Origin of the sequence: Nocardiopsis changdeensis, assembly GCF_018316655.1 — a bacterium.
Classification (GTDB): domain Bacteria; phylum Actinomycetota; class Actinomycetes; order Streptosporangiales; family Streptosporangiaceae; genus Nocardiopsis; species Nocardiopsis changdeensis.
On sequence record NZ_CP074133.1, the window covers coordinates 6,567,490 to 6,581,019 of the forward strand.

At 72.1% G+C, this 13,530-nt stretch carries 10 protein-coding genes; 2 read left to right on the top strand and 8 right to left on the bottom strand.

Features of this window, described 5'->3' with window-relative positions; genetic code table 11:
• Positions 1–159: 159 nt before the first annotated feature.
• From KGD84_RS29455 to KGD84_RS29470, 4 genes are all read right to left on the bottom strand, one after another.
• A complete protein-coding gene (locus KGD84_RS29455; RefSeq protein ID WP_255646865.1) occupies positions 160–2,757 on the bottom strand; it encodes a serine/threonine-protein kinase in 2,598 nt (865 codons plus the stop codon).
• A complete protein-coding gene (locus KGD84_RS29460) occupies positions 2,754–4,025 on the bottom strand; it encodes a hypothetical protein (RefSeq protein ID WP_220563583.1) in 1,272 nt (423 codons plus the stop codon). The genes KGD84_RS29455 and KGD84_RS29460 overlap by 4 nt, the downstream gene beginning before the upstream one ends.
• 260 nt (positions 4,026–4,285) lie before the next feature.
• Positions 4,286–4,849: an AAA family ATPase gene (locus KGD84_RS29465; protein WP_220563584.1), complete on the bottom strand. Its 564-nt coding sequence runs from the start codon at positions 4,847–4,849 to the stop codon at positions 4,286–4,288.
• 213 nt (positions 4,850–5,062) lie between these two features.
• A complete protein-coding gene (locus tag KGD84_RS29470) occupies positions 5,063–6,229 on the bottom strand; it encodes a macrolide family glycosyltransferase (RefSeq protein WP_220563585.1) in 1,167 nt (388 codons plus the stop codon).
• Positions 6,230–6,446: 217 nt separating this feature from the next.
• On the opposite strand from KGD84_RS29470, the gene KGD84_RS29475 reads away from it, so the two are divergent.
• Positions 6,447–6,761: a putative quinol monooxygenase gene (locus KGD84_RS29475; RefSeq protein WP_220563586.1), complete on the top strand. Its 315-nt coding sequence runs from the start codon at positions 6,447–6,449 to the stop codon at positions 6,759–6,761.
• Here KGD84_RS29475 and KGD84_RS29480 read toward each other — a convergent pair.
• From KGD84_RS29480 to KGD84_RS29495, 4 genes are all read right to left on the bottom strand, one after another.
• Positions 6,758–7,546: an HdeD family acid-resistance protein gene (locus KGD84_RS29480; RefSeq protein ID WP_220563587.1), complete on the bottom strand. Its 789-nt coding sequence runs from the start codon at positions 7,544–7,546 to the stop codon at positions 6,758–6,760. The two genes, KGD84_RS29475 and KGD84_RS29480, sit on opposite strands and share 4 nt — an antisense overlap.
• Before the next feature lie 205 nt (positions 7,547–7,751).
• On the bottom strand, positions 7,752–9,041 hold the full coding sequence (locus tag KGD84_RS29485; RefSeq protein WP_220563588.1) for a citrate synthase: 1,290 nt from the start codon (positions 9,039–9,041) through the stop codon (positions 7,752–7,754).
• A 706-nt stretch (positions 9,042–9,747) separates the two neighbouring features.
• A complete protein-coding gene (locus KGD84_RS29490) occupies positions 9,748–11,373 on the bottom strand; it encodes a peptide chain release factor 3 (protein WP_220563589.1) in 1,626 nt (541 codons plus the stop codon).
• Between the two features lie 77 nt (positions 11,374–11,450).
• Positions 11,451–12,182, bottom strand: coding sequence for a TetR/AcrR family transcriptional regulator (locus tag KGD84_RS29495; protein ID WP_220563590.1), 732 nt, complete (start codon positions 12,180–12,182; stop codon positions 11,451–11,453).
• Between the two features lie 151 nt (positions 12,183–12,333).
• On the opposite strand from KGD84_RS29495, the gene KGD84_RS29500 reads away from it, so the two are divergent.
• Positions 12,334–13,491 carry an acyl-CoA dehydrogenase family protein gene (locus KGD84_RS29500; protein ID WP_220563591.1) on the top strand — a complete coding sequence of 386 codons (1,158 nt, stop codon included), beginning with the start codon at positions 12,334–12,336 and terminating at the stop codon, positions 13,489–13,491.
• Positions 13,492–13,530 lie beyond the last annotated feature (39 nt).

Below are 13,530 nucleotides of genomic sequence, written 5' to 3' on the forward strand. Positions count from 1 at the left end.
TCGGACCGGTCTGTACCGTGTCCGGGTTCTCCGCCGGGGCCTGCCGCACGTCCTCGGGCAGGGGGTGGCCGCAACGCTCGCAGAAGGCGTCGCCGGCGGACACCCTGTCGGCGCACCCCGGGCAGGTCCGCACCTTCGTCATCGCTGTTCCTTCGATCCTCACAGCAGCGTCACGGGTCGTAGGGAGTTGGCCTTGTCGATCAGCTCGTACCGTTCCGTGACCGAGGTGGACCGGTGCGCCAGGTCCCGGTAGCGCCGTTCCAGGTTGGCGCGCACACCGTCCTCGGTGAGCGGGCCGCCCAGCAGCGCCGTCCCGTCGGCCCGGCCGCCGGCCTCCAACCAGTCCAGCGCGGACTCCAGGGCCCGCGCGGCCAGCCGGTCGGTGGACTCGCCGTCCAGCCCCAGCCGCTCCAGGCGCTGTCCGGCGCGCACCAGGTCGTCCGCCTCCCGGCCGGGGTGGCGGGCCGCCAGCACCGAGATAAGCGCCGTCTGGGCGTGCACGTACAGGCTGGACAGCTCCGGCACCGTGTCCAGGACCGCGATGGCCCCGTTCCGGTCGCCCTGGGCCAGCCGGATGCGGGCCAGGCCGAACGCGGCGCTGACGAAGGAGTGGTCGGTGTTCCACACGTTCTGGTAATGGCGTGCGGCGATCGCGTGCTCCCCGGTGCGCTCGCAGGCCAGCGCCAGTCCGAGCTTGGGGGCGATCTCCCCGGGCAGGTGGCCGTACAGCTCGTCGAAGTGGTCCCGGGCGCCCTGGAAGTGGCCGGTGCTCAGCTCGGCGACCGCCAGGTACCACATGGTGCGCCAGTCGCCCGGGATGCGCTCGCTGAACTGGTGCAGGACGTCCATGGCCTGCCCGTGCCTGCCCAGTGTGATGAGCGTCCGTGACAGCATCAGCAGGGTCTCGGGGGTGGGCTCGGGCATGGACCGCAGCGCCGCGACCAGGTCCTCCGGCGGCAGCGCCTGGAAGCCCCGCAGGTGCTGGGAGGCCGGGTCGGTGGGGTCGATCAGCGGCGCGGGCAGCAGCGTCGCCGCCTCGGTGGGCGAGGGCGGGACGAGCATCCGGTCGGCGCGGCCCACGTCGGAGCCGATGGTGAAGTTCTCGCCGCCGAACAGGGTCGAGGGCGCCGGGTGGGGCGCGCCCTCGATGTCGGAGAGCACCTCGCGCAGCACGCCGGTGAGCTGGTCGGCCATGTCGGAGGCGTCGTGGAAGCGGCGCTCCATCTCCGGGTGGGTGGCCCGGCGCAGCAGCCGGTCGTAGGACTCGTGGCGCTCCAGCAGCGGTACGGAATCGCGCGGCGGCAGCTCGTGCGGGAACTCGCGCATGAAGCTGAACCGGAAGCTCAGCACGGCCAGCGCCCGTCCCACCGAGTACAGGTCGGCGCTGACGGTCGGGCCGGGGCCGCGCAGCTCGTCCTCGGGGACCCGGTAGCCGGGGGTGGTGTAGACGGGGCTGACGGTGTCGTCCATGCGGCGCACGCCGCCCAGGTCGATGAGCTTGATCTGCTCCTCGCTCTGGATGACGTTGTCGGGTTTGAAGTCGCAGTACAGCAGGCCCTTGGAGTGCAGGTAGCCGAGCGCCCGCAGGACCTCCAGGCCGTAGGCGATGACCTGGTCGACCGGCAGCACGGCGTCGGGGTCCTGCTCGCGGCGCTCCATCAGGAGTTCGCGCAGCGACTTGCCGCCGACGTACTCCATCACGATGTGCCCGGCGGGGATGCCCGTGCGCGCGTCGGGGTGCTGGGAGAAGTTGATGATCTTGACGATGTTGGGGTGCTCGACCTCGGAGAGGAAGGCCCGCTCGGCCGCCGCGGCCTTGTGCGCCTCGGCGTCGCCGGCGTTGAGCAGGCCCTTGAGCACCACCCAGCGGTCGTTGACGTTGCGGTCGCGGGCCAGGTAGATCCAGCCCAGGCCGCCGTGGGCGAGGCAGCCCAGCACCTCGTACTGGCCGCCGACCTTGTCCCCCGGGCCCAGCTTGGGGGTGAAGGAGTACTGGGTGCCGCACTTGCGGCAGAACCCCTCGGTGCGCCCCTGCTGGTCGCCGCGGGTGCGGCCGACCTTCTCCCCGCAGTTGCCGCAGAACCGGTTCTTCTCCGAGACGACGGGGTTCTCCATGATCGCCTCGGACGGGTCGCGGTAGGGCACCGGGGGGACGAGGACCATGCCCGCGCCGAGCATGCCCCGGGAGGAGCGCCGGGTGCGCCCGGATCCGGGGCCCGTGCCGCCGCCGACCGAACCGGTGATGCTGCCGGGGCCGGAGCGGCCGGAGAGGCGGATGTTGCCGGAGATGGGGTGGGAGTGGATGGGGTCGCCGATGTCGTCGCCCTCGGAGGAGCCCAGCCACCGGTCGAGGCCGGTGCCGCCGGAGGAGGACGCGCCGGGCGGGGCGCCCGGGGGCGTGCCGGACGGAGTGCCCGGCGGGGTTCCGGACGGTGTCCCCGGGGCGCTCGGCGCGGCGAAGGAGTACTGCGGCCCCGTGGGCGGCGGCGGACCGCCGGACAGGGGCGCCCCGAAGGACGCCTGCGGGCCCGACGGGTGGGGCCGTGCCGGGTGGGGGTACGGCGGGGGCTGCCGGGCCGGCTGCCGCGCGTACCCCGGCTGCGGCCCGGTCCCCCGGGGCGCGGGGGCCGTGAAGGAGGGGTCCTGCCGGGGGCCGGGCGCCGGGGGCACGGCGCCGGGCGCGGGCTCCAGACCGCACACGACGCAGAAGCCCTCCTCGATCGCTCCGCCGCACCCGGGCTTCGTGCACTTCGTCATCTGCTCACACCACCATCGCTCTCGCCGTCTGACGCGTCTGGACCCGGCGTGGTTCTGTCCTGGGTGGTTTCGGTCACCCCGGGCTCCTCCAGCGCCCTGCGATAGGCGGCCAGGGCGACCGTGGCGGCCCGCAGGTCTCCGGGCGCCGTCCACAGCTCCCGGTGCGCGCGGGCGTGGAGTCCGGCGACCTCCGGCTCCTCGGCCAGGCCCAGCCGGACCGAGCGGGCGCGGTAGGACTCCAGGCGCCCGCGCAGCTCGTCCCTCCGCTCCAGCAGGCCCTCCAGGTTCTCCCCGCGCTCGCGGGCGTCGTCGGAGGCGGCGTGGACGGCCGCCTGCGTCTCGCCGAGCAGCACGCCCAGCTCGCGCCAGCGGCCCCGGGAGCGCAGGGCGTCCATCTCGGCGATCCGGGCGCGCAGCGCGGGCACCGGGTCGGGGACGTCGATCGCCCGCGGTTCGCGGATACGGCCGACCACGTGGGCGCGCCGCTCGCGCAGGGCGGCCAGGACGGCCTCCAGGTCGTCGACGGCCGAGACGAGGCGGGCGGTGCTCTCACGGTAGGAGTCGCGCATGCGCAGGGCGTCGCGCAGCTCGCCGCGCGCCGCCTCCAAGCGCTTGCGCAGGCGTTCCATGCCCGAAGTGTCGACCCGGCGGTCGGCGCCCAGCAGGGAGAGGGGGTCGCGGCGGACGGTGTCGCCGATCCCGGCCAGCTCCGAGCGCAGGGACTCGTCATCCCTCTCGTCGCCGGCCTCCTCGATCATGTCGCTCAGGGTGCCGACCTCCCGCCACAGGGAGTCGAGGTCGGCCAGGCGGGGGTGCAGGGAGTTCCAGGCGGTCTCGGCGGCCGAGACGACCTCGGTGACCTCCTCGTAGTCGGCGGTCATCCGGGCGACGGCCTCGGCCAGGGTGATGTGCTCGGTGTCGGTGTCCAGCAGCCCGCGCTCGTGCAGCGGGGCCTTCTCCAGCGGCAGCTCCAGGCAGGGGCCGGTGAGCAGGAAGGTCATCCGCACCTGGTCGGAGTGGTGTCCGCCGCCCTGCCCGTGGTGGTCGGTGGCCTCCTCCACCGTGCGGCGGAAGGCGTCGTAGGTCGTCCACAGGCGGTGGACGTGGCGCTCGGCGTGCTCCCAGCGCTCCCGGGTGAGGCCGCGCAGGTCCGCGCCCTTGAGCATCCGGTGGCCGACGTGGTCCTCCAGGTCGGCCAGGTTGAGCGTGATCCGCTTCAGCTCCCCGCGCACCCGGTTGAGCGCGTGCTCGATGCCCTCCCGGCTCATGGGCGGCGTATTCGCCTCCGACGCGCTCGCCACCTTCCGTACCACTCCCCGTGTCCGCCGCCCCGCGCCCACCGGGTGGACGCGCACGGTCAATGCTCCCTTTACCTAGAAGAGTCTGGCGGCGGGCCCTGTCGATCACAAGGGAGGACCGGATTTACGGCCGCGAACGGTCACCCTCGTCACGTCTGCGAACAGGGGCCGCGCCGTCCCCTCCCAAGGTCCTCCCCCACTCCGGACACAAAAGGGCATGCGCGGAATACTCACCCCCGGTGGTCTGAATTGCGCTCATCGCCCGCCAGCGCAGCCAGCACGAACCGGCCCCGCTCGGCCACCGGGACCCGGGGCAGCTCCACCAGGTCGTAGCCGTACCGCGGGTAGGCCTCCCGCATGGCGCGGTCGGTGCGCAGGGCCTCCTCCCACGACTGGTGGCGCTCGGCGTCCCCGGTGAAGATCTCCGGCCAGGGCGGCGCGAGGAAGACGGTGCGCCGGTACCGGAAGCGGCGCGCGGCGGCCTCCACGTGCGCCGGCACCGGAAGCCCGCGCAGCAGGAGGTAGCCGACCAGGTCGGGCACCCCGCGGTCGCAGAACACCGGCCCGGGCAGCGCCGCCGCCTCCCGGTGCGAGCGGATCTCCCAGGCCAGCATCAGCTCCACGAACAGGGCGTCGTCGCGCCAGGCCAGGCCGGGGCCGTCGATCTCGCGCTGGTCGCGGATGACCGCGCGGCCCGCCTCCTCGGTGCGGGCGTACCCGAGCCCGGCCAGGTGGTCGACGAGGGTGGTCTTGCCGGAGCCGGGCCCTCCGGTGACGACGACGAGGTGGTCCACGTGTGCTTCCTTCCACGGGGTCGGGGATACGGGAGGGGCGCGCCCCGGCGCACGGCCGGGACGCGCCCGGGAACGGGGATCCGGAGGGGCCGGGGCCTTGAACGCCCTCCTGTACCGCTGGGGTTCGTGAGGCGCCCCGAGGGGCCGAAGGCTTCCGCCCCCAGGGGGCGCCGAACACGAACCGAAGCGGAGCGGAGGTTCACAAGGACACGGCTAGGGGATCTCGGCCTCGATGAGGTCGGCCGCGTACGCCGTGCCCTCGGTCCGCAGCCTGGCGGAGATCTCCGCCAGGCGGGCGGCCGTCCCCGGGTCGGAGGTCAGCTCCAGCAGCGCCGACCGCAGGGCGTCCGGGTCGTCGGCCTCGCCGTCGAGCCGCCGGGCCACCCCCAGCTCCTGGAGGCGGTCGGCGTTGTCGAACTGGTCGACGGCCTGGGGTACGGCGATCATCGGAACGCCGTGGTACAGCCCCTCGCTGGAGCCCCCCATACCCGCGTGGGTGACGAACGCGTCGGCCTGCCGCAGCACGGACAGCTGCGGCACCCACCGGTGCACCTCCACGTTCGCGGGCACCTCGCCCAGGTCGGCCGGGTCGGTGTACCTGCCGATCTGGAGCACCACGTGCCAGCCCGGCAGCCCGGCGAACGCCTCGACACAGGTGCGGTAGAACCCGGGCCGGTTGGTGTAGGCCGTTCCCAGGGACACCAGGACGACCTTCTCCGCGTCGGCGGGCCGCTTCCACTCCCCCTGGTCCGCGCGGTCGCCCAGGCAGGGCCCGACGAAGGTGACCGTGTCGGCGACGGTGTCGGCGAACGGCTGCATCTCGCGCGGGATGAGCGCCAGCGCCCGGTCCGGGCTCCCGGCGAAGGAGGTGTGGTCCATCCCGGTGATCCCGTTCTCGGCCAGCCAGGCGTCGAACTTGGCGAAGTGCTCGGCGGCCCCGGGCCGCCCGGCCAGCCAGGTCATCACCGTGGCCGAGTGGTCGGCCCAGGCGACGTAGGTCGGGGAGAGCTGCACACTGGGGATCCCCCACCGGATCCCCAGCACCCGGGCGGCGTACCCGCCGATGTCGTACAGGAACACGTCGGGCCGGTCCGCGTCGTAGGCGTCCCGGATGACGGGCAGGACGTTGATCGCGTCGTCGAGGAACACGTCCATGCCCTCGACCGGGTCGTCCGGCCACTCCTCGTCCCCGGTGGGCAGGGTGGTGGTGAACGGGACGAGTTCGGCCCCGGTGGGGGTGATCAGGTCGGCCATGAGCGTGTCGTTGGCGACCGTGACGCGGTGGCCCCTGCGGACCAGTTCGCGGAGGATCTCCAGGCTGGGCAGGGTGTGGCTGACGGCCGGGACTCCGACCATGGCGATGTGGGCGCGACGGGTCATCGCGGGTCCCTCCAGATGTCGAGGAGCTGCTACGGGTAGGGCGAGGGGGCGCCCGGCCCGCTCACGGGGCGGGGGCGCCGGGGCGTCGGTGACGCCGGGCCTCTAGCCGTAGATCTGGAGGAAGTGCACGCCGTCATCGTAGCCGCACCCCGGCCGCCGCGCGCAGGGGCCGGGACGCTAGGCTCGGGCGCCCGTCCCCGCCGCGACAGGAGCCGCCGTGTCCGACCGCCCGTTGTCCCTGGTCGTGTCGGTGCGGGTCCTGCCCGGGCGCCGCGACGCGTTCGTCTCCGGGATCTCCCGGCACGCCGCGGCGTCGGTCCGCGAGGAGCCGGGCTGCCTGCGCTTCGACGTGACGGCCGACTCCGAGGACCCCGACCTGTTCCGGGTGTACGAGGTGTTCGCCGACGAGGCGGCCCTGGCCGCGCACCGCGCCTCGCCGCACTTCGCGGCCTGGCAGCAGGAGAAGGCCGCCTCGGTCGTCCCCGGAAGCCAGGTCGACCGCGGCGGCCTTCTCCTCGTCAGCGAGTCCTAGGGCTGGGCGCCCGGGTCGCCGCCCTCCTCGGGGGCCCGGTGGCGGCCGCTGCTGCGGCGCACCGCGCCGGTGTCGCCGGTGTCCTCCCCGGCCGGCCGCTCGGGCGCGTTCGGGTCGCCCCGGTACCCCTCGCGGTAGCCCTCGGAATACCCCTCGTCGAAGGCGCTCACCGGGTCCTCGGGCATCTCCGACATGTCGGCGGAGGCCATGGCGTCCGCGTCGGCGACGGTGTCGGCGGCGCCGCGCAGCCGGACCCCGGCGACGATCATGACGACGCCGAAGATCAGCGCGTAGATACCGACCACGAACACGATCGCCTGGGCGCCGGCCAGCGGCCAGAACCACAGCAGCAGGCCGAACACGACCGAGAGCGCGCCGGCGAAGATCAGCAGCCACTCGGAGCTGATCCGGGCGCGCAGGCGGACGGCGGTGACGATCTCGGAGACGCCGGTGACGACGGCCCACGCGCCGATCACGAACACCAGCGCGATGACCGCGGCGACCGGCCAGATCAGCGCGATCAGACCCACGATGGCGCTGAGCACCGCCTGGGCGACGAGCGGGGCGCGCGTCCCCGGGGCGGCCCGGTAGGCCGCGTATCCGAGCATGATCGCGTCGACGAGGGCGTAGGCACCGAACACGATCGCCAGGGTGACGGTGGTCACCCCGGGCCAGATCAGCGCGATCAGTCCGAAGAGCACCGCGGCGACCCCTCGGAGGACCACCATCCACCAGTTCCTGCTCATGGCGCCGAGGACCTCCCCGGCCGGCATGTTCCGCATCATGGCCGCCTCACCTCCCTTGTGCGCTCCCGTCGGAGAGGGCGCATCCTGCGACTCCCCTCAAGGTCGCACGCCGACGGCAGGGCATCCGCAAAATACGCGGAAAGGGACGGTTCTGTACCGGTATGGATAGGCGGGATAACCGGACAAAAAGGACGCCCGCCCCGCCGGGAGGCGGGGCGGGCGTCGCGTACGCTCCGGTCGGGGACTAGCCCAGGCCCGGGTAGCGGCGCTCGGCGGAGCCGATGTAGTGCTGGCGCGGGCGCGCGATCCGGAAGGCCGGGTCGTGCAGCTGCTCGCGGTAGTGCGCGATCCAGCCGGGGAGCCGGCCGATCGCGAACAGCACGGTGAACATGTTGGTCGGGAAGCCCATGGCCCGGTAGATGACGCCGGTGTAGAAGTCGACGTTCGGGTAGAGCTTGCGCTCGGTGAAGTAGGAGTCGGCGAGCGCGGCGGCCTCGAGCTTGAGGGCCAGCGCGAACAGCTCGTCGGGGTTCTCGTCGCGGTCCAGGATCTGGGTCGCGAGGCCCTTGATCTCCTTGCTGCGCGGGTCGAAGTTCTTGTAGACCCGGTGGCCGAAGCCCATGAGGCGGACCTCGCGGGCCTTGACGCGCTCGAGGAACTCCTCGATGGTGACGCCCGAGTCGCGGATCTCGTCGAGCATCTCCAGCACGGCCTGGTTGGCGCCGCCGTGGGACGGGCCGGACAGGGCGTTGATGCCCGCGGCGATGCTGGCGAAGATGTCGGCCTGCGAGGAGCCGACGGTGCGCACGGTGGCGGTGGAGCAGTTGAGCTCGTGGTCGGCGTGCAGGATGAGGAGCAGGTCCACGGCCTTGCCGAACAGGTCGCCCAGCTCGCCGCTGGCGGCGTTGTCCCCGAAGGTCATCCGGATGAAGTTCTCGACGTAGTCGAGGGAGTCGTCCGGGCCGATCGGCTCGGCGCCGATGGAGTTGCGGTAGATGCGGGCCGCGATCGTCGGCAGCTTGGCCAACAGCCGGATCGTGGCGAGCTCCACCTGGGCCTCGTCGGACGGGTCGACGCTGTCGGCGTAGTACGCGGACAGCGTGTTGACGGCGCTGGCGAGCAGGGCCATCGGGTGGCCGTTGCCGGGCATCGCGTCCAGGAACGCGCCCATCTCGGCCGGGATGTCGGCGTTCTCGCGAAGCTTGTCGGAGAACTCCTTGAGCTGGCCGGGCTCCGGCAGCTCGCCGTAGATCACCAGGTAGGCCACCTCGAGGAAGGTGCTGCCCACGGCGAGGTCCTGGATCGGGTATCCGCGGTAGCGGAGGATCCCGGCGCCCCCGTCGATATAGGTGATCTTGGAGCTGCACGAAGCGGTGTTGCCGAACCCCGGGTCCAGGGTGGTCATACCCGTCGAGCCCAGCAGGGTCTTCAGCTCGATGGTCTGCTCACCCTCGGTGCCGGTGAACACCGGCAGCTTCAGCACGCCGCCCTCGTAGTGGAGCTCCACCGTGCGCTCTTTGTCGTCTTCGCTCATGCCCGAGGTCAACCTTTCCAGGCGGGGGATACGTGAGGTGCGTCAGACGCGGGGCGGTCCGCCGCCACGTTCTTGTTCACTCGTTATTGTTCTGTTTTGTTAAACGACGATTAAGCAAAATCATATAAGTTTCACCGATTCACGGACAGGTGACATGCAACACATACCCAGACGTGAGCAGAATTACCGCACGGTGAAGATTTACAATCTTTGCCAGATGTCGTTTACTCCGTGATCGCCCTGAGACATCGCAGGACCCCGGAGGGTTCTCCCCCGACGCCTCGACACCTCCTGTGCCGGTCCCCTGAGCACCCCGATCACCTCACGGACCCCATCTTCCGAGTGTCCTTCACAGATATGGACATACCCGGACACGACGGGGTGCGATCAGTTGTCCGAACGCGCCCTAGCGGCCATCTATCAGGGTACCTTCGCCCTGATCACGGGGGTTGACGCGGGGTACCCCAGGTGCGGTGATCTTGGCCTCTGCCGCGGGCGCCGCGGCACGCACCGTTCCCCGGAATACGCACGGGGGCCTCCCGGATGGGCAAAGAGTGTGCCCGTGGAACGGGAGTTCACACCCGCCCGGACCGGGCGCACCATCCGGCCCCGTGTTCCACGGGTGTGTCGGCGGTGTGATAACGGCCTTGGCCTCGGAGAAGCGGGAGCGCCTTTTCCGCGCCCCCGCCCCGGTGCCCGCGGAGTGCTACTCGTCCTCGACGACGCCGCCGGCCAGCAGCGGTTCCATGAACAACGACGGGTGGTCGCGCTCGATGACCCGCAGCCGCCACTTGTTGTGCACCAGCACCAGCAGTTCACCGTCGGAACGGCGGCGCAGCACCTCGGCCCCGGAAAGGCCGTGCAGGGTCGGCGCCGACTCCTCGTCCGTGCGCCGGGCCACCGAGTACTCCAGCGGCGAGACCTCGACGGGGCTGCGGAACTCCTGCTCCATCCGGTGCTTGACCACGTCGAACTGGAGCGGGCCGACCGCCGCCAGCACGGGGGCCTGCTCACCGCGCACGTCCGAGGTCAGCACCTGCACCACGCCCTCGGCGTCGAGCTGGGCGATCCCCTTCTGGAACTGCTTGTACTTGCCGGCGTCCACGGCCCGGGCCACCACGAAGTGCTCGGGGGCGAAGCTCGGGATGGGCGGGAACTCCACCTTGGGACCGTCGTAGAGGGTGTCGCCCACCTTCAGCGCCTGCGCGTTGACCAGCGCGATCACATCGCCCGGGAAGGCCGTGTCGATGGTGGAGCGGTCCGCGCCGAACACCGCCTGCGTGTACTTGGTCGCGAAGGGGCGGCCGGTGGCGGCGTGCGTGAGGACCATGCCCCGGTCGAACCGCCCCGAGCTGACCCGGACGAACGCCATCCGGTCCCGGTGGTTCTTGTCCATGTTGGCCTGCATCTTGAAGACCTGGCCGGAGAACGGGGCCTCCACCGGGCGCGGCCGCTCGTTCACGTCGTCCTTGGCCGCCGGGGCGGGGGCCAGGCCCACCACGGCCTCCAGCAGCCGGCCGACGCCGAAGTTGGTGAGGGCGGCGCCGAACAGCACCGGGGACGACTTCCCCGCCAGGAACGACTCGCTGTCGAAGTCGGCGCCCAGCGCCTCCAGCAGCTCCAGCTCCTCCTGGGCCTGCTCCCAGGCCTCGCCCTCCAGCTCGGCGGCCCGGTCGGCGTCCACGGTCTCCTCGATGGCCTTGGTCGCACCGCCCGGGGTGCGGGTCATCTTGGTGTACTCCCCCGTGTCCCGGTCGATCAGCCCCCGGAAGTCGCCGGCGATGCCCACCGGCCAGTTCAGCGGGGTCGGGCGCAGCCCGATCCGCTGCTCGATCTCGTCCAGCAGCTCCAGCGGCTCGCGCCCGGGGCGGTCCCACTTGTTCACGAACGTGATGACCGGCATGCGGCGCGCCCGGCACACGTCGAACAGCTTCAGCGTCTGCGGTTCCAGGCCCTTGGCCGAGTCCAGCAGCATGACCGCGCAGTCCACCGCCGACAGCACCCGGTAGGTGTCCTCGGAGAAGTCCGCGTGGCCGGGGGTGTCGAGCAGGTTCAGCACCCGGCCCTCGTAGTCGATGCGCAGCGCCGCCGAGGTGATGGAGATACCGCGGTCCTGCTCCATCTCCATCCAGTCCGAGGTCACGCCCTTGCGGTCGCCCTTGCCGTGGACCGCGCCGGCCGACGTGATCGCCGACGAGTGCAGCGCCAGCGCCTCGGTCAGCGTCGACTTGCCCGCGTCCGGGTGCGAGATGACCGCGAACGTCCGCCGTCGGCGGGCCTCTTCGGCGACCTCAGCCCCGTGCCGGGTAGCACCCGCCGTGTCCACACTCATGCGCGCTCGCCTCTTGGTTCTCTCCCGCTGTCCAACCGTTCCAGCCTACGCGTCCCCCGGCGCGGCCGGACCATCGGTCAGCCCCGGGGCCCCGCCTCGTCCACGGCGGCGCTCAGGCGGCGCACCAGCTCCTCCCGGCCCAGGTCGGCGGGGTAGACGGCGACCATGACCCGGTCGCTCCCGGGGGCCCGCCCCGGGTGCAGCATCGGACCGGCGGCACGGCGGACGAACTCCATGGCGGCGTCGTAGCGCTCCCAGACCCCGCGGGTGTCCTGCCCGGGGTCGCGCAGCCAGCCGCGGAGCACGTGGTTGTGCGCGGAGATGAGGGCCGCGGCGGTCACCCCGGCGGACAGCGACCGCTCCTCGGGGCCGCCCTCGCCCTCGCGGGCGGCCAGGTAGCGGCTGAACGCGGACTGGTAGCGCGCGGTCATCGCCACCTCGCGGTCGCGCAGCCGGGGGTGGACGCGGACCAGGCGGTAGCGGGGGACGGTGACCTCGGGGTCGTGCAGGTAGTCGCGCAGCACCAGGCGGGCGGCGGCGAACACCACGTCCAGGGGCTCGCCGGAGGCGGTCTCCAGGTGCCGGGAGACCTCGGCGAACAGCTCGTCGTGCTCGGCGAAGAGGATGTCCTCCTTGGTGCCGAACCGGCGGAACAGGCTGCGCCGGCTCACCCCTCCGGCGGCCGCGATGTCGTCCATCGTGGTGGCCTCGAAGCCGTTCTCGGTGAACAGGCGGACGGCGGCCAGCACCACGTCGCGGGTGGGCACGCGCGCGGACGCCCCCCTGGCGACCGATCGCTCACGGACCATCGTTCCCCTCCCCTGGCACGCCCCCCGAAAGGTATCCGACTCCCGACGGTGTACTTCGCACCGTCCACCCCCTATTCTGACACTGAATGCCAACCAAAGGCACCCAGTGCCAGCGATCGGGGGAGGGCGCACCTCCCGCGGAGGAACGCAGATGAGCGACTTCGACCTGTTCAAGACCACCGAGGAGCACGAGGAGCTGCGCGCCGCCGTACGCGCCGTCGCCGAGGACAAGATCGCCCCGCACGCGGCCGAGGTCGACGAGAAGAGCGCCTTCCCCCAGGACGCCCTGGAGGCCCTGGTCGCCACCGACTTCCACGCCCCGCACATCGCGGAGGAGTACGACGGTGTGGGCGCCGACGCGCTGGCCACCTGCATCGTCATCGAGGAGGTCGCCCGCGTCTGCGCCTCCTCCTCCCTGATCCCGGCGGTCAACAAGCTCGGCACGATGCCGGTCATCCTGGGCGCCTCCGAGGACGTCAAGCGCCGCTACCTGCCCGAGGTCGCCTCCGGCGCGGCGATGTTCTCCTACGGCCTGTCCGAGCGCGAGGCCGGGTCCGACACCGCCGGCATGCGCACCCAGGCCGTGCGCGACGGCGACGACTGGGTCCTCAACGGCCAGAAGTCGTGGATCACCAACGCGGGCGTCAGCAAGTACTACACGGTCATGGCGGTCACCGACCCCGAGGGCCCGCGCGGGCGCAACATCACCGCGTTCGTGCTGCACGCCGACGACGAGGGCTTCACCCTGGGCGAGCCCGAGCGCAAGCTCGGCATCAAGGGCTCCCCCACCCGCGAGCTGTTCTTCGACAACGTCCGCATCCCGGGCGACCGGATCGTCGGCGAGCCCGGCGAGGGCCTGAAGATCGCGCTGCGCACCCTGGACCACACCCGCGTCACCATCGGCGCGCAGGCCGTCGGCATCGCCCAGGGCGCCCTGGACCACGCGGTCGCCTACGTCAAGGAGCGCAAGCAGTTCGGCAAGGCCATCGCGGACTTCCAGGGGGTCCAGTTCATGCTGGCCGACATGGCCATGAAGCTGGAGACCGCCCGCCAGATGGTCTACGCGGCCGCCGCCAAGTCCGAGCGCGGCGACGCCGACCTGTCCTTCTTCGGCGCCGCGGCCAAGTGCTACGCCTCCGACGCCGCCATGGAGATCACCACCGACGCCGTGCAGCTGCTGGGCGGCGCGGGCTACGTCAAGGACTTCCCGCTGGAGCGCATGATGCGCGACGCCAAGATCACCCAGATCTACGAGGGCACCAACCAGATCCAGCGCCTGGTGATGGCCCGCCAGCTGCTCAAGAAGTAGCCCACGGACCGGACGCCCGGCCCCCGCTCCGCGAAAGTG

Bases quoted from the DNA above. Each gene is read 5' to 3' on its own strand.
- KGD84_RS29500 (WP_220563591.1), top strand. From the start codon at position 12,334: ATGAGCGACTTCGACCTGTTCAAGACCACCGAGGAGCACGAGGAGCTG.
- KGD84_RS29490 (WP_220563589.1), bottom strand. From the start codon at position 11,373: ATGAGTGTGGACACGGCGGGTGCTACCCGGCACGGGGCTGAGGTCGCC.
- KGD84_RS29495 (WP_220563590.1), bottom strand. From the start codon at position 12,182: ATGGTCCGTGAGCGATCGGTCGCCAGGGGGGCGTCCGCGCGCGTGCCC.
- KGD84_RS29460 (WP_220563583.1), bottom strand. From the start codon at position 4,025: ATGAGCCGGGAGGGCATCGAGCACGCGCTCAACCGGGTGCGCGGGGAG.
- KGD84_RS29485 (WP_220563588.1), bottom strand. From the start codon at position 9,041: ATGAGCGAAGACGACAAAGAGCGCACGGTGGAGCTCCACTACGAGGGC.
- KGD84_RS29480 (WP_220563587.1), bottom strand. From the start codon at position 7,546: ATGATGCGGAACATGCCGGCCGGGGAGGTCCTCGGCGCCATGAGCAGG.
- KGD84_RS29470 (WP_220563585.1), bottom strand. From the start codon at position 6,229: ATGACCCGTCGCGCCCACATCGCCATGGTCGGAGTCCCGGCCGTCAGC.
- KGD84_RS29455 (WP_255646865.1), bottom strand. From the start codon at position 2,757: ATGACGAAGTGCACGAAGCCCGGGTGCGGCGGAGCGATCGAGGAGGGC.